This is a genomic window from Streptomyces hyaluromycini (assembly GCF_002217755.1).
In the GTDB taxonomy this organism is placed as follows: Bacteria; Actinomycetota; Actinomycetes; order Streptomycetales; family Streptomycetaceae; genus Streptomyces; species Streptomyces hyaluromycini.
Window position 1 is genome coordinate 110,289 of sequence record NZ_BCFL01000034.1, and the last position, 21,263, is coordinate 131,551.

Sequence of the window (21,263 nt, forward strand, 5' to 3'; positions counted from 1 at the left end):
ACTGCGCCCATAAGCACCGAGTTACCGAAGTGGGCCGCCATGAGTGAGAACAGTGCTACGCGCGTGCTCGAAGACGGACAGAAACCGCAACAACTCCGAGCATCCGAACTGCGCCCTCTGCTCGCCGCGATGACCGCCGCCCGCGACGGCGACTTCTGCAAGGTCCCGGAGACCGGGATCGCGGGGACCACCGGGGAGGGGATCGTCGCCGAACTCACCGCGGTCTTCAACCAGATCATGGACCGCGGCATTCACTTCAACACCGAAGTGCGGCGCGTGAAGCGGGAGCTGGTACGCCACGGCCGCCTGGACGAGCGGCTGTCGGCGAGCCCCGGCCAGGGCGCCTGGACGTCCCGCGTCAACGACGTCAACCAGGTCCTCGACGCCCTGGTCGCGCCGGCGGCGAACGCCACGCGCGTGCTGGACGCGGTGGCCGGCGGCGACCTGACCCAGCGGGTCGATCTGCACGACGGCAGCCGGCAGTTGCGCGGCGACCTGCGCCGACTGGCCCGCGCGGTGAACACGATGGTCGACCAGCTGTCCCTGTTCACCGGCGAGGTGACCCGGGTCGCGCGCGAGGTCGGCACCGAGGGGCGGCTCGGCGGCCGGGCCAAGGTGCAGGGCCTGTCGGGCAGCTGGCGGGACGTCACCGAGGCCGTGAACACCATGGCGTCCCGGCTGACCGCGCAGGTCCGTGACATCGCCCTGGTGACGACGGCGGTCGCGCGCGGCGACCTGACCCGCACGGTGACCGTCGAGGCGACCGGCGAGCTGCTGGAGCTGAAGCTCACCGTCAACACCATGGTCGACCAGCTGTCCGCGTTCGCCGGCGAGGTGACCCGCGTGGCCCGCGAGGTCGGCACGGAGGGCCGGCTGGGCGGCCGCGCCCAGGTGCGAGGGGTCTCCGGCGTCTGGAAGGACCTCACCGACAACGTCAACTTCATGGCGTCGAACCTGACCTCCCAGGTCCGCAACATCGCGCAGGTGACGACGGCCGTCGCCAACGGCGACCTCTCGCAGAAGATCACGGTCGACGCGCAGGGCGAAATTCTTGAACTGAAGTCGACGATCAACACGATGGTGGACCAGCTGTCCGCCTTCGCGGACGAAGTCACCAGGGTCGCCCGCGAAGTCGGCACCGAGGGAAACCTCGGCGGTCAGGCGCAGGTCAGAGGCGTCTCGGGGGTCTGGAAAGAACTGACCGACAACGTCAACTTCATGGCACTGAACCTGACGTCCCAGGTCCGCAACATCGCCCAGGTGACGACGGCCGTCGCCAACGGCGACCTCTCCAAGAAGATCACCGTCGACGCCCGCGGCGAGATCCTCGAACTGAAGGACACCGTCAACACGATGGTGGAACAACTGCGGGCCTTCGCCGACGAGGTGACCCGCGTGGCCCGCGAGGTCGGCACCGACGGCCGGCTGGGCGGCCGCGCCCAGGTGCTCGGCGTCTCCGGGGTCTGGCGGGACCTGACCGACAACGTCAACTACATGGCCGACAACCTCACCTCGCAAGTGCGCAACATCGCCCAGGTGGCGACGGCCGTCGCCCAGGGCGACCTGTCGCGGAAGATCGACGTGGACGCGCGCGGCGAGATCCTGGAGCTGAAGACCACCATCAACACGATGGTCGACACCCTGTCCTCGTTCGCCTCCGAGGTGACACGGGTGGCCCGCGAGGTGGGCTCCGACGGCCGGCTCGGCGGCCAGGCCCGCGTGGAGGGCGTGTACGGCACCTGGAAGCGCCTGACGACCAACGTGAACGAGCTCGCGCTCAACCTCACCACCCAGGTCCGCGCGATCGCCGAGGTCGCCTCGGCCGTGGCACAGGGCGACATGTCCCGCTCGATCACGGTCGAGGCCCGCGGCGAGGTCGCCGAACTGAAGGACAACATCAACCTGATGGTGGCCAACCTGCGCGAGACGACCCGCGCGAAGGACTGGCTGGAGTCCAACCTGGCCCGCCTCGCCGCACTCATGCAGGGCCACCGGGACCTGATGGAGGTCGCCGACCTCATCCTGCGCGAGCTGACCCCGCTGGTGAACGCCCAGTACGGGGCGTTCTTCCTGGCCGACCCGGACGAGGACGGCGCCGCCGTGCGCACCGCCGTACCGGCGAAGGGCCTCGCGTTCATCGCCGGCTACGGCTCCGCGCAGGGCGCGACGGTCGAGACCGGCGGCCTCCCGGTGCACGGCCTGGTCCGCCAGGCGGCCCGCGAGAAGAAGCGGATCCTCGTCGAGGAGACACCGCCGGACTACATCAAAATCAACAGCGGCCTCGGCGAAGCCGCGCCCACGACGATCGTCATCATCCCGATCCTCTTCGAGGACAAACTCCTCGGCATCATCGAACTGGCCTCCTTCTCCCGCTTCTCCGACGTCCACCTCGCGTTCTTCGACCAGTTCGTCAACACCATCGGCGTGGCCATCAACACGATCATCGCCAACTCCCGCACGGAATCACTGCTCGGCGAGTCACAACGGCTGGCGATGCAGCTCCAGGAACGTTCGGACGAACTTCAGAAACAACAGGCGGAACTACAGCGCTCGAACGCGGAACTGGAGGAGAAAGCCGCTCTCCTGGCGACTTCCTCCCAGTACAAGTCGGAGTTCCTGGCGAACATGTCCCACGAACTGCGCACTCCGCTGAACTCCTTGTTGATTCTGGCCCGGCTGCTGTCCGACAACCCGGACGGCCGTCTCTGCGACCAGGAGGTCCAGTTCGCGACGACGATCCACCGCTCGGGCTCGGACCTGCTCCAGCTCATCAACGACATCCTGGACCTGTCGAAGATCGAGGCCGGCCGGATGGACGTACGCCCCAAACGCCTCCCCCTGATCAAACTGCTCGACTACGTCCACGCGACCTTCCGCCCGCTGACCCTGGACCGGGGCCTGGCCTTCGAGGTGACCGTCGGCGAGGACGTACCGCGTGAGATGTACTCGGACGAACAACGCCTCCAGCAGATCCTGCGCAACCTGCTCTCCAACGCGATCAAGTTCACCGCCAAGGGCCGGGTGGAACTGCGGGTGAGCCGGGTGAAGGACCCCGAGCAGCACTACGTCCGCGACAGCGACGAGGTGATCGCCTTCGAGGTGTCGGACACCGGCATCGGCATCGCCGCCGAGGAACTCCCGGTGATCTTCGAGGCGTTCCAGCAGGCCGACGGCACCACGAACCGCAAGTACGGCGGCACCGGTCTCGGCCTGTCCATCAGCCGGGAGATCGCCGGTCTGCTGGGCGGCCGGATCGTCGCCGAGAGCGAACCGGGCAAGGGCTCGACGTTCACGCTGTACGTCCCCGTCGTCAGCCCCGGCCACACGGCCGCCGGACCGACCCCGCAGCACCACGCCGTACCGGCCCTCGGCCCCGCACCGGCCACCGCCCCCGACTCCGACCCCGACGACTCCTGGCCGGCCCCGACCAGGCTGGAGGCATGGCAGACGGGCCACGCGGGCCGCGTACTCCCCGGCCGCCGCGTCCTGATCATCGACGACGACATCCGCAACGTCTTCGCCCTCACCCACGTCCTCGGCCGCGTCGGCATGCCGGTGCTGTACGCGGAGAACGGCCGGGAGGGCATCGAGACCCTGGAACGGAACCCGGACGTCGAACTCGTCCTGATGGACATCATGATGCCGGAGATGGACGGCCACGAGACCATCGCGGCCATACGCCGCGCCCCCCGCTGGACCGGCCTGCCGATCGTCGCCCTCACCGCGAAGGCGATGCCCGGCGACCGGGAGAAGTCCATCGCACGCGGCGCCAACGACTACGTACCCAAGCCGGTGGACGTCGACCGGCTGCTCACCGTCGTCTGCGCGCTCCTGGACCCCGACAGCACACGGAGCGGCGAGACGGCCGACGGCGAAGGGACGGAGCGATGACCGCTGACGAGCGTGCCGGCATCCTCCTGGTCGACGACATGGAGGACAACCTGATCGCACTGGAAGCCGTTCTGGGATCGCTGAACGAGCCGATCGTCCGGGCCCGTTCCGGCGAGGAGGCGATGAAGGCCCTGCTGCGCCGCCGCTTCGCCGTGATCCTCCTCGACATCCGCATGCCGGGCATGGACGGCTTCGAAACAGCCGCGAACATCAAACGCCTCGACCAGACGAAAGACGTCCCGATCATCTTCCTGACAGGAGCGGAGGAGGACGCCGGGTACACCTTCCGCGGCTACGCGACGGGCGCGGCGGACTACCTGACGAAGCCGTTCGATCCGTGGGTGCTGCGGGCGAAGGTCAACGTCTTCCTGGAACTGCACAGAAAGAACCAGCAGTTGCAGGAACTGCTGGCGCGTGAGCAGGCGGACTTCGGCGAGTTGGGCAAGCGGCTGGCAGCCATGGAGGACCTGTTGTCAGAAGAACCCGTCGACGTAGCAACGCTGAGGGAAGAAGCCAGGGAACTACGGCGGCTGCTGAGCAGGGCTGAGCGGTCCTACTGAAAGGGGCGCGGGGAACTGCGCGACAAGCCACGACGAACCCGCGGCCTCCGCGCAGTCCCCCGCCGTCCCCTACGCTTCGCGCGTCCCCGCGTACATCTCGTCGATGAGGTGCTTGTACTCCCGCTCCACAACCGGCCTCTTCAGCTTCAGACTCGGCGTGATCTCCCCGTGCTCCACGTCCAGGTCCCGGGGCAGCAGCCGGAACTTCTTGATGGTCTGCCACCGCTGCAGCCCTTCGTTGAGCTGCTTGACGTACCCGTCGACCATCTCGACGGTCACCGGCGCGGCCACCACCTCGGCGTAGGACTTGCCGTCCAGGCCGTTGTCCTTGGCCCACTCCAGGATCGCGACCTCGTCGAGGGCGATCAGAGCGGTGCAGAAGTTCCGGTCGGCACCGTGCACGAGGATGTTGGAGACGTAGGGGCAGACCGCCTTGAACTGTCCCTCGACCTCGGCGGGCGCGATGTACTTGCCGCCGGACGTCTTGATGAGGTCCTTCTTGCGGTCGGTGATCCGCAGATAGCCGTCGGGGGACAGCTCACCGATGTCACCGGTGTGGAACCAGCCGTCGGCCTCCAGGACCTCCGCCGTCTTCTCGGGCAGCCCGTGGTAGCCCTGCATGATGCCGGGGCCGCGCAGCAGGATCTCCCCGTCGTCGGCGATCCGCACCTCGCAGCCGGGCAGCGGCTTGCCGACCGTACCGGTGCGGTAGGCCTCGCCGGGGTTCACGAAGGACGCGGCGGAGGACTCGGTGAGGCCGTAGCCCTCCAGGATGTGCACGCCGGCACCGGCGAAGAAGTAGCCGATCTCGGGCGCCAGCGCGGCCGACCCGGAGACGCAGGCCCGCAGCCGCCCGCCGAAGGCCTCCCGCAGCTTGGAGTAGACGAGCCCGTCGGCGACCTTGTGCTTGGCGGCGAGCCCGAAGGGCGCGGTCGCGGCGCCGGTGCGGCGGAAGTTGTCCTGGGTGACCTTGGCGTACTCGCGGGCTACCTCGGACGCCCACTGGAAGATCTTGTACTTGGCGGCGCCGCCCGCGCGGGCCTTCGCGGCCACGCCGTTGTAGACCTTCTCGAAGATGCGCGGCACGGCGGCCATGTACGTCGGCTGCACGACCGGCAGATTCTCGATGATCTTGTCGACACGGCCGTCGACGGCGGTGACGTGGCCGACCTCGATCTGCCCGGAGGTGAGCACCTTGCCGAAGACGTGGGCGAGCGGCAGCCACAGGTACTGCACGTCCTCGCCGCTGATCAGCCCGGTCGCGGCGATCGCCTTCGCCATGTACGACCAGTTGTCCTGCGGCAGCCGTACGCCCTTGGGGCGGCCGGTGGTGCCGGAGGTGTAGATGAGGGTGGCGAGCTGGTCCTTGGTGATCGCGCCGACCCGCTCCTTGATCAGCTCGGGGTGCTTCTCCAGGTACCTGGCGCCGCGCTGCTCCAGTTCGGCGAGGGTGATGACCCAGTCGCCGGTCTCGACGCCGGCCGGGTCGATGACGACGACCTGGGTGAGCTCGGGCAGCTCGGCGCGCTTCTCGACGGCCTTGGCGACCTGTGCCGCGTCCTCCGCGATCAGTACCCGGCTGCCGGAGTCGGAGAGGATGAACGCCGACTCCTCGGCGTTGGTCTGCGGGTAGACCGTCGTGGTGGCGGCACCGGCGCACAGGATGCCGAGGTCGGCGAGGATCCACTCGACGCGGGTGGAGGCGGCGAGGGCGACCCGCTGCTCGGGCTCGATGCCGAGTTCGATGAGACCGGCCGCGATCGCGTAGACCCGCTCGGCCGCCTGCGCCCAGCTGAGCGACTTCCAGTCGTCCGGCCCCTGACCGGAGGCCGCGGGCACCGGGTAGCGGTAGGCCTCGGCGTCCGGTGTGGCCGCCACGCGATCCAGGAAGAGGGCCGCCACGGACGGCGGTCGGTTCTCGATCAGTGTCTGTGTGTCGGTCACGACATCCTCCGGGGCCCGCGACGGTGCGGCTGGCTCAGTGCGGCTGGGGTTTACTCACGGTGGGGTTCGCGCTGGTTGTTTAACTCGCGAGTAACTATCGAGCAGGGATCAGAGTAAGCCGCGACCGGCCTGTACGTAAGGGGCATCGGCCTGTCTGTTTCGCCGCATGGTCCACGCAGAGCGACGCTACGCACGCGTAGGGGTCCGCCGCACTTTCGTACGACGGACCCCTGTTGTACCCGATTTACGCCCGCGACGGATTATTACCCGCGGTTACTTCTTGCTCTTGGCCGATCCCGCGCTGTCATCGCTGGAGAGCACCGCGATGAAGGCCTCCTGCGGAACCTCCACGGAACCCACCATCTTCATCCGCTTCTTGCCTTCCTTCTGCTTCTCCAGCAGCTTGCGCTTACGGGAGATGTCGCCGCCGTAGCACTTGGCGAGGACGTCCTTGCGGATGGCGCGGATGGTCTCGCGGGCGATCACCCGGGAGCCGATGGCGGCCTGGATGGGCACCTCGAAGGCCTGCCGCGGAATGAGCTCGCGCAGCTTGGCGACGAGCCGCACGCCGTACGCGTAGGCCGCGTCCTTGTGGGTGATCGCCGAGAACGCGTCGACCTTGTCGCCGTGCAGCAGGATGTCGACCTTGACCAGGCTGGAGGTCTGCTCGCCGGTGGGCTCGTAGTCCAGCGAGGCGTAGCCGCGGGTCTTCGACTTCAGCTGGTCGAAGAAGTCGAAGACGATCTCCGCGAGGGGAAGCGTGTACCGGATCTCGACCCGGTCCTCGGACAGGTAGTCCATCCCCAGCAGGGTGCCGCGCCGGGTCTGGCACAGTTCCATGATCGAGCCGATGAACTCGGTCGGCGCGAGGATCGTGGCCCGTACGACGGGCTCGTACACCTCGTTGATCTTCCCCTCGGGGAACTCGCTCGGGTTGGTGACCGTGAACTCGGTCCGGTCCTCCATGACCACGCGGTAGACCACGTTCGGCGCGGTGGCGATGAGGTCGAGCCCGAACTCGCGCTCCAGCCGCTCCCGGATCACGTCCAGGTGCAGCAGGCCGAGGAAGCCGACGCGGAAGCCGAAGCCGAGCGCGGCCGAGGTCTCCGGCTCGTAGACGAGCGCGGCGTCGTTGAGCTGGAGCTTGTCGAGGGCCTCGCGCAGCTCCGGGTAGTCGGAGCCGTCCAGCGGATACAGACCGGAGAAGACCATCGGCTTCGGGTCCTTGTAGCCGCCGAGCGCCTCGGTGGCGCCCTTGGTCTGGCTGGTGACGGTGTCACCGACCTTGGACTGCCGGACGTCCTTCACACCCGTGATCAGATAACCCACCTCGCCGACGCCGAGTCCGTCGGCGGACAGCATCTCCGGCGAGTTGGTGCCGATCTCCAGCAGTTCGTGGGTGGCGCCCGTCGACATCATCTTGATGCGCTCGCGCTTGTTGAGCTGGCCGTCGATGACACGGACGTACGTCACGACACCGCGGTAGGAGTCGTAGACCGAGTCGAAGATCATGGCGCGGGCGGGCGCGTCGGCGACGCCGACCGGCGCCGGGATCTCCTTGACGACCTTGTTCAGCAGCGCGTCCACGCCGAGGCCGGTCTTGGCGGAGACCCGCAGCACGTCGTCCGGCTCGCAGCCGACCAGGTTCGCCAGTTCCTCGGCGAACTTCTCCGGCTGCGCGGCCGGCAAGTCGATCTTGTTGAGCACGGGGATGATCGTGAGGTCGTTCTCCATCGCCAGGTAGAGGTTGGCGAGGGTCTGCGCCTCGATGCCCTGGGCGGCGTCGACGAGGAGGACGGTCCCCTCGCAGGCCGCCAGCGACCGCGAGACCTCGTAGGTGAAGTCGACGTGCCCCGGGGTGTCGATCATGTTGAGGATGTGCGTGCTGCCCTGGTCCGGGCCCTCCGTGGGGGCCCAGGGCAGACGCACCGCCTGGGACTTGATCGTGATGCCGCGCTCGCGCTCGATGTCCATCCGGTCGAGGTACTGAGCACGCATCTGCCGCTGCTCGACCACACCGGTCAGCTGGAGCATCCGGTCGGCGAGCGTGGACTTGCCGTGGTCGATGTGCGCGATGATGCAGAAATTGCGGATCAGAGCCGGGGCGGTACGGCTCGGCTCGGGCACATTGTTAGGGGTCGCGGGCACGCAGGGTCCTGTCTCTTGAGGCGCCTTATGCCTCGGGTCGGATCAATACGTAGTCTCCATGGTCCCATGGAGAGGGACCGGGGACCGGTTTGGGCCATTCTCCTGCCCACTGGTAGCCTGGGTGGCTGTGTCTCATGCCCTCTCAGCGCGAGACACGTCCTCAAGAAAACCCCGGTACGGGACTTGGATCCCTTCGCGCCTTCGTTGCCCGGAGAACCCCTGGCCCCGTACCAGAACCTGAAAAGGCTCCTTCGTGGCGAACATCAAGTCCCAGATCAAGCGGATCAAGACCAACGAGAAGGCTCGGCTGCGCAACAAGGCCGTCAAGTCCTCCCTGAAGACCGCGGTCCGCAAGGCCCGTGAGGCCGCTGCCGCGGGTGACGTCGAGAAGGCCACCGAGCTGCAGCGCGCTGCCGCGCGTGCGCTCGACAAGGCCGTCTCGAAGGGCGTCATCCACAAGAACCAGGCCGCCAACAAGAAGTCGGCGCTTGCTTCCAAGGTTGCTTCCCTCAAGGGCTGAACACTTGATTTGACGCCGGAAGGACCCGGGCGGGCCCTCTCTCATCCGCCCCCGACCGGCACCCTAGGATCGACGCGCGGCCTGCGTTCGCCACGCGGGCGTCGATCGACAGCTTGAACCCGAGGCCTCGGCACTCGCCCTTCCCCAGGACGGCGCCGGGGCTTTCGGCATGCCCGAGGACGCCCCCTCTTCCCGGCCCTGCACGCCTGGCTCACTCCCGGCCCGCTGCCTGTTACCCGCGCCCCCGTGACCGCGCCGCCAGCGCGATCGTCACCACGGCCTTCTCCAGGGCGTACTCGGGATCGTCCCCGCCGCCCTTCACCCCCGCGTCCGCCTCGGCGACGGCCCGCAGCGCCACCGCGACCCCGTCCGGCGTCCAGCCCCGCATCTGCTGCCGCACCCGGTCGATCTTCCACGGGGGCATGCCCAGCTCGCGCGCGAGATCGGCGGGCCGCCCGCCCCGCGCCCCGGCCAGCTTCCCGATCGCCCGTACGCCCTGCGCGAGCGCGCTCGTGATCATCACCGGGGCGACCCCGGTCGCCAGCGACCAGCGCAGCGCCTCCAGCGCCTCCGCGGTACGGCCCTCCACGGCCCGGTCGGCCACGGTGAAGCTCGACGCCTCGGCCCGCCCGGTGTAGTACCGCCCGACGACGGCCTCGTCGATGGTGCCCTCGATGTCCGCGGCGAGCTGGGTCACGGCCGACGCCAGCTCCCGCAGATCGCTTCCGATGGCGTCGACGAGCGCCTGACAGGCCTCGGGCGTGGCGGACCGCCCGACCGCCCGGAACTCGCTCCGTACGAACGCGAGCCGGTCGGCCGGCTTGGTCATCTTCGGGCAGGCGACCTCCCGGGCCCCTGCCTTGCGCGCCGCGTCCAGCAGCGCCTTGCCCTTGACCCCGCCCGCGTGCAGCAGCACGAGCGTGATCTCCTCGGCGGGCGCCCCGAGGTACGCCTTCACGTCCTTGACGGTGTCGGCGGACAGATCCTGCGCGTTGCGTACGACCACGACCTTGCGCTCCGCGAAGAGCGACGGGCTGGTCAGCTCCGCGAGCGTGCCGGGCTGCAACTGGTCGGGGTTCAGGTCCCGCACGTCCGTGTCGGCGTCGGCGGCCCGGGCAGCGGCCACCACCTGCTGCACGGCACGGTCGAGCAGCAGCTCCTCCTGCCCCACGGCCAGCGTCACCGGGGCGAGGGGATCGTCATCAGCAGTCTTCTTGGCCATCGCGCCAAGCATCCCACGGCCCACTGACAACGGATCCGGCCGCGTCTTTCCCGCCCCGGGCCGCCCGCGCTCCTACGGCTCCTCCCGCCACCCCTCCCACTCCCCTGCGAACTCGTCCAGCTCCGCCGGGTCCAGCCGTCCCTGCTCGTCCCTGAGCAGCACCAGCCACTGCGCGTCCTCCGCGTCGTCCTCCCCCGCCAGCGCGTCGCGCACCAGCCGCGGCTCCTCGTCGACCCCGAACCGCTCCCCGAGGGCCTGGGACGCCTCCTCCGCCGCATCGCGGTCCGGCAGCACCAGCACATGTCTCACATCGCTCACGGCCTCATTCTCGGGCACCGCCGGCCATCGCAACGAGCGGGACGGAGCCGGAGCGGGCGGCTCAGCCCTTCGGGACGATCTGCACGTCCAGGTCGACGCGGATGCTCGGCCCGACCACCGCGATCCCGCGCGCCAGCATCGTCTGCCAGCTCACGGTGAAGTCGTCGCGGTGGAGTTCGGTGGTGGCCCGGCAGGCGGCTCGCACCTCGCCCTCCATGCCGTTGCCGAGCCCGAGGTACTCCGTGTCGAGGGTGACCGTGCGCGTCACGCCGTGCAGGGACAGCGCCCCGGTGACGGCCCACCTGGTGCCGCCCCTGTGCACGAACCGGTCGCTGTAGAACTCCAGCGTCGGAAACCGCTGCACGTCCAGGAAGTCGACCGAGCGCAGATGGTCGTCGCGCATCCGGACACCCGTGTCGATGGTCGCGGCGTCGATCACGACGTGCATCGCGGACCGCTCCATCTGCTCGGCCATGCGTACCGCGCCCGCGAACGAGTTGAACCGCCCGTGGATCCGGGCCAGTCCGATGTGCCGGGCGGTGAAGCCGATCGAGGAATGCGTCGGCTCGATCTCCCAGTCCCCGGGTGCCGGCAGCTCCGGCGGCCGGGCGACCTGGAGGGTCACGTCACCGAGCGAGGCGAGGCAGTTCTCGCCGACCTGCGCGGTGGCCCGGTACGGCGTGAACCCCTCGGCGGACACCGCCAGCCGGTACTCCCCGGCCGGCACGGTCGTCACGAACGACCCGTAGGGATCCGTGCCCCCGCTGACCACCGTGCGCCCCATGGTGTCGCTGACCGCGAACTCGGCGTGCGGCACCGGTTGGCTGACCGGGTCGAGCACCCGGCAGCTCAGCACCCCGGCGTCGGGCGGGGTCTGCACCGCCGCGAGGGGGCTCGTCCGCTGCGCCCGGTTCGTTCCGTTCCCCATCAAGCGGCCGAACATCCTCGCCACCCCTGTACGCCTCGCCACCATCCATTGCCGAAGAAACATTCGATCACCGATGCGGCTTTCAGGGCAACACAGGCCCACATCATGGGAATCCAGCACATGCGCCGGAACTACGCACGAGTAGCATGCTACGCACCAGTAGGAACACGTTCTTCCATGAGGCGAATCAGCTGTTCCGGTTGGCTTTCCCCGGATTTCGCGCAGTCGGCACACAGTCCAGCTCGATCCCGAACCGCTCCCGGTAGACCCCGAGCACCTCCTCGTCACGCTCCAACTCCCGTACTTCACGCGCCCCGTCCGCCGCTGTCTCCGTCAACGTCCGCCCGCTGAGCGTGATCCGCCCGCCGTCCTCGGTGACCCGGGAACAGACCAGCGACTGTGTGAAGTGCGACGACGGCGCGGTGCTGTGCCACCACGCCCCGGCCGTGAAGTCCCCGAGCACCCGCGGCCGGACCTCCAGCCGGTACTGCGGCCGCCCGTCGCGCAGCACGTCCAGATCCCCGGCCACCGCGCCGTCCTCGCCCCGCACCCCCGCCGCGTCCGGCCCGGCCACCGCGATCCGGAACGTCCCGCCGGGATCGGCCTGCTCACCCCGGTCCGCGAACGCCAGCGGGTAGTGGCTGTGCGCCCCGAACCCCACGTCGGCGAGCCACTCGCCTCCGTCCACCGTCCGCACCCGCAGCGCGAGATGGTCGTACGGGATCCCGAGCCGCCCCTCCGCCCCGTACACCCGCCCCGCCAACGGAGTCACCCCGAACCCGAGCGTGGTCAGCAACACCGAGAAAGCGCCGTTGAGTTCGTAGCAGAACCCGCCCCGGCCCGCGCCCACCACCTTGTCCAGCAGCCGCTTCCCGTCCAGCACGATCTCCTCGCCGAGGTGGACCGACAGGTTCTCGAACGGCACGGTCCGAAGATGCCGCAGATGCAGCTCGCGCAGGGCCTCGGCGGTGGGCCGGGCCGGACGGGCGGCGCCGAGCCGACGGAGGTAGGCGTCGATCTGCGCGGGGTTCACCGAGTTCATGCCCTCAGTCTCGCGCCACGTGCAACTCCCCCGCCTCCCCGCCCGTGCCTCCGCCGGTCACGGCGAGCGCCCCGTCCCGGTCGGTCCGCAGCACCACCGCCCCCACGGCCCGCAACTCGGCCACCGTGCCCGGTGCCGGATGCCCATAAGGGTTGTCCGCGCCGCATGAAATGAGCGCGACCCGTGGCGCCGCCAGCCGCAATAACTGCGGGTCCTGATAGGCGGACCCGTGATGGGCCACCTTCAGCACGTCCACCCGGCCCAGTCCGGCAGCGGCCGGTGATCTCAGCAACTCCTGCTGGGCCGGGGGTTCGAGATCCCCGAGCAGCAGCATCCGCAGTCCGGCCGAACGGACCAGCAGGGCGACACTGGCGTCGTTCGGTCCGTCCGGCTCCGGGGCCGGGTCCGGGGGCGGCCACAGCACCCGCCAGTCCAGCGGCCCGGCCCTGCGCCGCTCCCCGGCGACCGCCCGCGTGACCGGGACACGGTGCTCGGCAGCCTGCCTCCTGACGAACTCGGCCTGGTCCGCGGGTTCCTCGAACCCGGTCGTCTCGATCTGTGCCACCTCACGCCCGCGCAGCACCCCGGGCAGCCCCGCCACGTGGTCGGCGTGGAAGTGGGTGAGGACGACGAGCGGGATCCGGGTGATGCCGAGCTCCCGAAGGCAGTGGTCGACCAGCGCCGGATCGGGCCCGGCGTCCACCACCACTCCCGTGCCCGCGCCCGCCGCGAGCACGGTCGCGTCGCCCTGCCCGACGTCGCACATCGCCAGCCGCCAGCCGGGCGGCGGCCAGCCCGTGATCACCCGGGTCAGCGGCGCCGGCCGTACCACCAGCAGCACGAGCAGCACCCCCAGAACCCCGCACCACCACGGATGCCGCAGCAACCGCCGCCCCAGCAGTACGACGACCACCGTCACCCCGGCCAGCAGCAGCGCCCCCGCCCAGCTCCCGGGCCAGTCCACGCCCGCACCCGGCAGCCCGGCCCCGGCCCGGGCGATCCCCGCGATCCACCCGGCCGGCCAGCCGGCGCACCACGCCAGCACCTTGGCCACCGGCATCGCCACCGGAGCCGCCACGAGCGCCCCGAACCCCAGGACCGTGGCCGGCGCGACCGCGATCTCCGCCAGCAGATTGCAGGGCACCGCCACCAGACTCACCCGCGCCGACAGCACCGCGACCACCGGCCCGCACACCGCCTGCGCCGCCGCGGCCGCCGCCAGCCCCTCGGCCAGCCGCTCCGGCACCCCGCGCCGCCGCAGCGCCTCGCTCCACCCGGGCGCCAGCAACAGCAGCGAACCGGTGGCCAGCACCGACAGCAGGAAGCCGTAACTGCGGGCCAGCCACGGGTCGTACAGCACCAGCAGCAGAACCGCCGTCGCCAGTGCCGGGACCAGGGACCGGCGGCGACCGGTCGCCAGGGCGAGCAGGGCGACCGCGCCGCAGGCCGCGGCCCGCAGCACGCTGGGGTCCGGCCGGCACACGACGACGAAGGCGAGCGTGAGCGCCGACGCGAACAGGGCGGTCGCCCGCAGCGACAGCCCGAGGCGCGGTGCCAGCCCGCGGCGTTCGGCCTGCTGGGCCAGTCCCGGCGGTCCGACGAGCAGGGCGAGCAGAATGGTGAGGTTGCTGCCCGACACCGCGAGGGTGTGCGCGAGGTCGGTCGCCTCGAACGCCTCGTCCAGTTCCGGGGTGATCCGTGAGGTGTCCCCGACGACCAGCCCGGGCAGCAGCGCCCGCGCGTCCTCGGACAGCCCGTCGGTCGCCTCCCGCAACCCGGCCCGCAACCGCCCGGCCAGCCGCTGCGGCCCGCTCGGCTCCCCCACCACCATCGGCGCGGGGCGCTCCCGCACCCGCAGCATCGCCGCGACCCGGTCCCCGCCGGCCGTGGCCGGCGCCAGCCGCCCGCTCACCCGCAGCCGCGTGGAGGGCAGCAGCCCGAGCCACCGCGCCCGGCCACCGCCACCGGGCGCCCTCACTCCCGTGTCCACGGCCACCAGCACCGGGGAACGCGTCGTCACCGCGGTCCCGTCAGCCTTCTCCACCCGCCGTACCTCGCCGCGCACCAGCACGGCGGCCGGAGTGGCGTGGTCCCCCCGCACGCGTGGCCGGGCGGCCCAGGGGTCACCCGTGAGCTCCACCTCCGCAGTCACCGTGGCGTACTCGCGGGCCAGTTCGGGAACCGGTCCGCGGCGTACGTCCGCCCCGTGCAGCCCCGCGGAGGCGGCCGCCCCGGCGACGCAGAGGAGCAGCGCGCCGGCCGAGGCCTGCCGCCAGGCCGGCCGGGCGGCCCCGGCCCCGGCCCCGGCCCCGACGCCGACGCCGACGCCGACGCCGACGGTCACCGTCCCGGGCCGGGGGCGCGCCCGGCCGAGCCGCAGCAGGATCACCCCGGCGACCAGGCAGACGACGGCGGTACCTGCCGTCCACCCGGGCGGCGCGTCCAGCGCCAGCGCCGCCGTCGCCCAGACGGCCAGCGCGGGCGGCACCAGCCGCAGGTCGGCCCGCGCGTCCTGCCGGTCGTGCGCGGTCCCGAGCCGCTGCCCCGGGCCGGCGTGCACGGCCCGGTGTCCGGCCACGGGTCCCGGGGCCGCGCCGTCGGTCACGTGCCTCATGGCCGTACCAGGTCCCGCAGGTCGGAGTAGCGGCGGTCACCGATGCCCCGGACCTGGCGGAGTTCGTCGACCGAACGGAAACCGCCGTGCTGGGTGCGGAAGTCGACGATGTGCTGGGCCAGCACCGGGCCGACTCCGGGCAGTGCGTCGAGTTGCTCCACGGTCGCGGTGTTCAGGGAGACGGGGGCGGACGGACCGGCTCCCGCCGCGGCACCACCCACGGCCTGGCCCGGTGCGGCCGGCGGGGCGGGGCCCCCGACGACGATCTGTTCACCGTCCGTCAGGAAGCGGGCGCGGTTGAGTCCGTCGGTGTCCGTACCGGGCCGCACCCCACCTGCCGCTCGCAGCGCGTCGGTCACCCGGGACCCGGCCGGCAGCGTGTGGACCCCCGGATCACGGACCTTCCCGGTGACATCCACCACGATCTCCCCAGCGGGCCTGCCGGCTGCGGCGGATCCTCCGGACCCGTCGAGCGCACCGGGCGCCGCGGCGGTACCGGCTCCGGCACCGGCGGCTCCGGCGGCCGGGGCCTGCTCCTCGCTCTTCTCGTAAGGCGCCTCCGCGCGCACCACCTCCGGTGCGCTCACGGACTCCGTCCGGCCCGCCCAGAAGTGCTGCACGGCCAGCGCCGCGGCCACGACGAGGACCACCCCGAGGGCGACCGCGCCCCGGCGTTCCAGCCCGCAGCGCGTCTGCAGCCACACCGGCATCCGCTCCCGTACGGCGAACCCGACCCGGGACCGCAGCCCGGGCAGCGCCGGCTCGCGCCGCGCCGTTGCCTCACCGGCCAGTGCCCGGGCCGACGACATCACGGCCGCCGCCGTGGACAGGGCCGCGGCGGCGGTGCGCACTCCGGCCGTGGCCGTGCGCACCGCGGTTGCGGCCGCGGTCAGTCCGGTCGCCGCACCGGTGCCGGTCACCGTTTCCGCGGTGGGCGGTCCTTGCCCCGGCACCGGCGGCCTGGCGACGGCCCGTTCACCGAAGAGGAGTTCCGCCCGGCGGCGCAGTTCGTCCGCCGGGGCGGGGCGGTGCCGGACACCGGCCAGGAACGGGGACCGCCGGTGCCGGGTGCGGCCGTCGGAGGTGGGGCCCCGGCCCGGGCCACTGGTCGCATGTGTCTCGTGTGAGCGTGATCGAAGTGCCATGCGACGAGGATCGGGCTTCCCGCCGATCCGCGATGATCTTGGTCAGTTTCCGTGGACCACGGCCGGGTTGTGGACAACTCCGCAACCCGCACGAGTGATGGTGCCGAGGCTCACGCCCCCGGATCCACAGGTCACCGCAGCGAGACGACCGCCCCGAGCAGCCCGGGGCCGGTGTGCGCGCCGATGACCGCGCCGACCTCGCTCACGTGCAGGTCGACCAGCCCGGGCACCCGCGCCCGCAGCCGGTCCGCGAGGGCCGAGGCACGGTCCGGGGCGGCGAGATGGTGGACGGCGATGTCCACCTCGGCGCCGCCGGCACGCTCAGCGGTGAGCTCCTCGAGGCGGGCGATGGCCCGGGACGCCGTCCGCACCTTCTCCAGGAGCTCGATCCGGCCGCCGTCCAGCTGGAGCAGGGGCTTCACGGCGAGCGCGGAGCCCAGCAGGGCCTGGGCGGTGCCGATACGGCCGCCGCGGCGCAGATAGTCGAGGGTGTCGACGTAGAAGTACGCGGAGGTGCCGGCGGCCCGCTTCTCCGCCGCCGTGACGGCCTCGTCGACGGTGCCGCCCGCCTCCGCGGCCTCGGCCGCAGCGAGCGCGCAGAAACCGAGGGCCATCGCGACCATCCCGGTGTCCACCACGCGCACCGGAACGGGTGCCTCGCGGGCGGCGACGACCGCCGCGTCGTAGGTGCCCGACAGTTCGGCGGACAGGTGGAGCGAGACGATGCCGGTGGCCCCGGCCCCGGCGACCCTGCGGTACGTTTCGGCGAACACCTCCGGGCTGGGCCGGGACGTGGTGACGGGGCGCCGCTTCTGCAAAGCCTGGGCCAGGGAACGCGTCGAGATCTCGGTACCCTCTTCGAGCGCCCGGTCGCCGAGGACGACGGTCAGGGGTACCGCTGTGATGCCGTGGCGCTCCACCGTCCGCGGCGGCAGGTAGGCCGTTGAATCGGTGACGATCGCGACATGGCAGGACATGAGCTGGAGGTTACCTGGCGTAGCCCGGGCACGGCAGCCCGCCCCCGGCGGCCCGGACCGGGACCGGCCGTGTCAAGTGGTGCTCTCCGGCCGGGGCTTCTTCTGCCAGGGGTACCCCCGAGGGCGGCCGGGCGGGGTGATCGCGGGCTGCACCGGGTCCTCAGCCGCGGCTGACCGGGGTTGCCCGGGCCAGGTCTGACGGTCTCCGGGGCCGGCGGCGGCCTCGGGCCAAGGCGGGGTCTCCGCGGCCGGGTCCGGCCGGGTCCAGTGCCGCAGGGCGTCCGCCTCGACGCCGATCTGGGTGCTCAGGGTGTCAAGATCGTCGTCGGCGAAGCGGCGGGCCCGGTCGCGGGCCGCCCAGCGCAACGCGTCCGCGGACTCGGTGATGCGCTCGGTGCGACGGCGCAGTTCGGGCAGGCGCGTGGCGAGCGTGGCCCGGTCCGGTTCGGACTCCAGGCGCCTGAGTTCGCCGTCCAGTTCCTGCCCGTGCGCGCTGAGGCGCTGGAAGAGGCCGAGGGACTCCTTCAGCGACTCGTCCTCGGCGACGCCCGCGTACAACGCGTCCTGGGTGGCCCGCATCGAGGTGCGCAGGGTGAGCCGGAGCTGGGCGATCTCGCCCGCCGGGCCGATCTGGACCATGGACTTGGCGCGCAGCGTGTGCTCCTCGACCGTGCGCCGGGCCTGTGTGATCGTACGGTCCACCCCGCGCTTGGCAGCACCGACCGCCTTGAAGGTGACGTACGCCCCACCGGCGACGAAGAGCAGGAAGAGCACGGCGAATACGGCGATCACTGCTTCCACAATGCTCCTCCTCGCTGCCCACCACCCCGGCCGTCTCCGAGCACGGCGTGGATGGCCGTTCTCCACAACGGTAAACGCAAAGGGCAGGCCCGGAGTTCCAGAAAAACCCCGAACCTGCCCGTAGGGGACCACCCGGAGACGGTCGGCGGTGTCACGCCGTGACGATGTTCACCAGCTTCGGCGCGCGCACGATCACCTTGCGGATCCCGGCGCCGTCCAGTGCCGCGACGACCTTCTCGTCGGCCAGCGCCACCTTCTCCAGCTCCTCCTCGGAGATGGCCGGCGACACCTCCAGGCGGGCCTTGACCTTGCCCTTGATCTGTACGACGCAGGTGACGGTCTCGTCGACGACGTAGTCCGGGTCGGCGACCGGGAAGTCCCGGTGCACGACCGAGTCGGTGTGGCCCAGCTTGCGCCACAGCTCCTCGGCGACGTGCGGGGCCAGCGGCGCGATCATCAGGACCAGCGGCTCGGCGACCTGACGCGGCACCGCGCCGCCCGCCTTCGTCAGGTGGTTGTTCAGCTCGGTGACCTTGGCGATGGCCGTGTTGAAACGCAGGCCCTCCAGGTCCTGGCGGACACCGTCGATCGCCTTGTGCAGAGCGCGCAGCGTCTCCTCGTCCGCATCGGTGCCGGTGACGGTGACCTCGCCGGTGGCCTCGTCGACGATGTTGCGCCACAGCCGCTGCAGCAGCCGGAACTGGCCGACCACCGCGCGCGTGTCCCACGGCCGGGAGACGTCCAGCGGGCCCATCGCCATCTCGTACAGACGCAGCGTGTCGGCGCCGTACTCGGCACAGATCTCGTCGGGAGTCACCGCGTTCTTCAGGGACTTGCCCATCTTGCCCAGCAGGCGGGTGACCTTCTCGCCCTGGTAGTAGTAGGCGCCGTCCTGCTCCTCGACCTCGGCGGCGGGCACCGGGAAGCCACGTGCGTCGCGGTAGACGTAGGCTTGGATCATGCCCTGGTTGAACAGCTTGTGGAACGGCTCGGCGGACGAGACGTGCCCCAGGTCGTACAGGACCTTCGACCAGAAACGGGCGTACAGCAGGTGCAGCACGGCGTGCTCGGCGCCGCCGACGTACAGGTCGACACCGCCGTGCGGCATGCCCTCGCGCGGGCCCATCCAGTACTGCTCGATCTGCGGGTCGACCAGCTGCTCGTTGTTGTGCGGGTCCAGGTAGCGCAGCTCGTACCAGCAGGAACCGGCCCAGTTGGGCATGGTGTTGGTCTCGCGCCGGTACTTCTTCGGTCCGTCGCCCAGGTCCAGGGTGACGTTGACCCAGTCCGCGTCGCGCGACAGCGGCGTCTCGGGCTGGGTGTCGGCGTCCTCCGGGTCGAAGGTGCGCGGCGAGTAGTCGTCGACCTCCGGCAGTTCCAGCGGCAGCATCGACTCGGGCAGCGCGTGGGCGACGCCGTCCTCGTCGTAGACGATCGGGAAGGGCTCGCCCCAGTAGCGCTGGCGGCTGAACAGCCAGTCGCGCAGCCGGAAGTTGACGGTGCCCTCGCCGATGCCCTTGCGGGCCAGCCACTCGGTGATACGGGCCTTGGCCTCGGCCACCGGCAGGCCGTCCAGCTTGATGTCGTCATTGGAGGAGTTGACGATCTTCGCGTCGTACGACCCGAAGGCGTTCTCCCACGTCGAGGTGTCGGTGCCGCGGTCGTCGGTCGGCTCGACGATGCAGACGATCGGCAGCTCGAAGGCGCGCGCGAACTCGAAGTCGCGCTGGTCGCCGGCCGGTACGGCCATGATCGCGCCGGTGCCGTAGCCCATCAGCACGTAGTCGGCGATGAACACCGGGATCTTGTCGCCGTTGACCGGGTTGGTCGCGTACGCGCCGGTGAACACACCGGTCTTGTCCTTGGCCTCGGCCTGCCGCTCCACGTCGGACTTGGCGCCGGCCTGCGCACGGTAGGCGGCGACGGCCTCGGCGGGGGTGGCGTGGCCGCCGGTCCACACGTCGTGGGTGGCCTCGGGCCACGCCGCCGGGACGAACTGGTCGACCAGCGGGTGCTCGGGAGCCAGCACCATGTAGGTCGCGCCGAACAGGGTGTCAGGGCGCGTGGTGAAGACGGTGATCTTCTCGCCGTCGATCGGGAAGTCGACGCGGGCGCCCTCGCTGCGGCCGATCCAGTTGCGCTGCTGCAGCTTGATGGCCTCGGGCCAGTCCAGCTCGTTCAGATCGTCCAGCAGGCGGTCGGCGTAGGCGGTGATGCGCATGTTCCACTGGCGCAGCTTGGCCTTGAAGACGGGGAAGTTGCCGCGCTCGGAACGGCCGTCGGCGGTGACCTCCTCGTTGGCCAGGACGGTGCCCAGGCCGGGGCACCAGTTGACCGGCGCGTCGGAGGCGTAGGCCAGGCGGAACTCGCCCAGGACGTCGGCGCGCTCGGCGGCGGTCAGCTCGTTCCACGCGCGCGCGTGACCCGGTACGGCACGCTCACCGGACTCGAACTGGGCGATCAGCTCGGAGATCGGGCGGGCCTTCTTCGCCTCGTCGTCGTACCAGGAGTTGAAGATCTGCAGGAAGATCCACTGGGTCCACTTGTAGTAGTCCGGGTCGATCGTGGCGAACGACCGGCGCTTGTCGTGGCCCAGGCCCAGCCGGCGCAGCTGGACCTTCATGTTCTCGATGTTTGCCTCGGTGGACACGCGCGGGTGCGTGCCGGTCTGCACGGCGTACTGCTCGGCGGGCAGGCCGAAGGCGTCGAAGCCCAGGGTGTGCAGGACGTTGTGGCCGTTCATCCGCTGGAAGCGGGCGAAGACGTCCGTGGCGATGTAGCCCAGGGGGTGTCCGACGTGCAGGCCCGCACCGGACGGATACGGGAACATGTCCATGATGAACTTCTTGGGCCTGGCGACCAGCCCGGGGTCGCCGGCCAGGTCGCCCGTGGGGTTCGGCGCCGCGTAGGTGCCGTCGGCGTCCCAGAAGTCCTGCCAGCGTGCCTCGATCTCGGCCGCCAGGGCGGCCGTGTAGCGGTGCGGCGCGGCCTCCGCCGACGTGGCGGCGGCAGCGGGGTTCGTCTCGCTCATGATCCTCAAAGCTCCATCGGTCGTCTCTGCCTGCGGCTGCGAACGTTCTAGAAACGAAAAATCCCCTCACACAGGAGGGGACGCCGCGCCGATGCCGAGCAACCGTTTCGTCCGGCGGTCGG

14 protein-coding genes are annotated in these 21,263 nt (G+C 70.9%); 3 read left to right on the forward strand and 11 right to left on the reverse strand.

Features of this window, described 5'->3' with window-relative positions; genetic code table 11:
- Positions 1–39: 39 nt before the first annotated feature.
- Positions 40–3,891: a HAMP domain-containing protein gene (locus SSP29_RS45090; RefSeq protein ID WP_150136172.1), complete on the forward strand. Its 3,852-nt coding sequence runs from the start codon at positions 40–42 to the stop codon at positions 3,889–3,891.
- The gene (locus SSP29_RS45095) at positions 3,888–4,451 is read left to right on the forward strand and encodes a response regulator (RefSeq protein ID WP_089106787.1); all 564 of its coding nucleotides are present in this window, start codon (positions 3,888–3,890) and stop codon (positions 4,449–4,451) included. The genes SSP29_RS45090 and SSP29_RS45095 overlap by 4 nt, the downstream gene beginning before the upstream one ends.
- A gap of 69 nt (positions 4,452–4,520) precedes the next feature.
- Here SSP29_RS45095 and SSP29_RS45100 read toward each other — a convergent pair whose 3' ends face one another.
- Together SSP29_RS45100 and lepA are read right to left on the reverse strand one after the other, a co-directional pair.
- On the reverse strand, positions 4,521–6,395 hold the full coding sequence (locus tag SSP29_RS45100; protein WP_089106788.1) for an AMP-dependent synthetase/ligase: 1,875 nt from the start codon (positions 6,393–6,395) through the stop codon (positions 4,521–4,523).
- A 273-nt stretch (positions 6,396–6,668) separates the two neighbouring features.
- The gene (gene lepA / locus SSP29_RS45105) at positions 6,669–8,543 is read right to left on the reverse strand and encodes a translation elongation factor 4 (RefSeq protein ID WP_089106789.1); all 1,875 of its coding nucleotides are present in this window, start codon (positions 8,541–8,543) and stop codon (positions 6,669–6,671) included.
- Between the two features lie 253 nt (positions 8,544–8,796).
- Here lepA and rpsT point away from each other — a divergent pair, with 253 nt between their 5' ends.
- Positions 8,797–9,063, forward strand: coding sequence for a 30S ribosomal protein S20 (gene rpsT, locus SSP29_RS45110; protein WP_089106790.1), 267 nt, complete (start codon positions 8,797–8,799; stop codon positions 9,061–9,063).
- Between the two features lie 232 nt (positions 9,064–9,295).
- Here rpsT and holA read toward each other — a convergent pair whose 3' ends face one another.
- The 9 genes from holA to leuS form a co-directional block, all read right to left on the reverse strand.
- A complete protein-coding gene (gene holA / locus SSP29_RS45115) occupies positions 9,296–10,285 on the reverse strand; it encodes a DNA polymerase III subunit delta (protein ID WP_218036970.1) in 990 nt (329 codons plus the stop codon).
- 72 nt (positions 10,286–10,357) lie between these two features.
- A complete protein-coding gene (locus SSP29_RS45120) occupies positions 10,358–10,603 on the reverse strand; it encodes a hypothetical protein (protein ID WP_089106792.1) in 246 nt (81 codons plus the stop codon).
- Between the two features lie 61 nt (positions 10,604–10,664).
- Positions 10,665–11,546 (reverse strand): YceI family protein, encoded by an 882-nt coding sequence (locus SSP29_RS45125; protein ID WP_089106793.1) that lies wholly within the window; start codon positions 11,544–11,546, stop codon positions 10,665–10,667.
- A 172-nt stretch (positions 11,547–11,718) separates the two neighbouring features.
- Complete coding sequence (locus SSP29_RS45130; RefSeq protein WP_089106849.1) at positions 11,719–12,564, reverse strand: arylamine N-acetyltransferase family protein; 846 nt, start codon at positions 12,562–12,564, stop codon at positions 11,719–11,721.
- Between the two features lie 13 nt (positions 12,565–12,577).
- A complete protein-coding gene (locus SSP29_RS45135; protein WP_089106794.1) occupies positions 12,578–15,187 on the reverse strand; it encodes a ComEC/Rec2 family competence protein in 2,610 nt (869 codons plus the stop codon).
- Entirely contained in the window at positions 15,184–16,332 is a 1,149-nt protein-coding gene (locus SSP29_RS45140) for a ComEA family DNA-binding protein (protein ID WP_089106795.1), read from the reverse strand. The genes SSP29_RS45135 and SSP29_RS45140 overlap by 4 nt, the downstream gene beginning before the upstream one ends.
- 131 nt (positions 16,333–16,463) lie before the next feature.
- On the reverse strand, positions 16,464–17,309 hold the full coding sequence (locus tag SSP29_RS45145) for a DegV family protein (RefSeq protein ID WP_089106796.1): 846 nt from the start codon (positions 17,307–17,309) through the stop codon (positions 16,464–16,466).
- Between the two features lie 72 nt (positions 17,310–17,381).
- Entirely contained in the window at positions 17,382–18,110 is a 729-nt protein-coding gene (locus tag SSP29_RS45150) for a hypothetical protein (RefSeq protein WP_089106797.1), read from the reverse strand.
- 151 nt (positions 18,111–18,261) lie between these two features.
- Positions 18,262–21,141, reverse strand: a complete 2,880-nt coding sequence (leuS, locus tag SSP29_RS45155; protein WP_089106798.1) for a leucine--tRNA ligase — start codon at positions 21,139–21,141, stop codon at positions 18,262–18,264.
- Between the last annotated feature and the right edge of the window lie 122 nt (positions 21,142–21,263).

What these genes read in the sequence shown, in the direction of transcription:
- SSP29_RS45145 (WP_089106796.1), bottom strand. Translation starts at nt 17,309, where the DNA reads ATGTCCTGCCATGTCGCGATCGTCACCGATTCAACGGCCTACCTGCCG.
- SSP29_RS45135 (WP_089106794.1), bottom strand. Translation starts at nt 15,187, where the DNA reads ATGAGGCACGTGACCGACGGCGCGGCCCCGGGACCCGTGGCCGGACAC.
- SSP29_RS45090 (WP_150136172.1), top strand. Translation starts at nt 40, where the DNA reads ATGAGTGAGAACAGTGCTACGCGCGTGCTCGAAGACGGACAGAAACCG.
- holA (WP_218036970.1), bottom strand. Translation starts at nt 10,285, where the DNA reads ATGGCCAAGAAGACTGCTGATGACGATCCCCTCGCCCCGGTGACGCTG.
- SSP29_RS45125 (WP_089106793.1), bottom strand. Translation starts at nt 11,546, where the DNA reads ATGTTCGGCCGCTTGATGGGGAACGGAACGAACCGGGCGCAGCGGACG.
- SSP29_RS45095 (WP_089106787.1), top strand. Translation starts at nt 3,888, where the DNA reads ATGACCGCTGACGAGCGTGCCGGCATCCTCCTGGTCGACGACATGGAG.
- SSP29_RS45140 (WP_089106795.1), bottom strand. Translation starts at nt 16,332, where the DNA reads ATGGCACTTCGATCACGCTCACACGAGACACATGCGACCAGTGGCCCG.
- leuS (WP_089106798.1), bottom strand. Translation starts at nt 21,141, where the DNA reads ATGAGCGAGACGAACCCCGCTGCCGCCGCCACGTCGGCGGAGGCCGCG.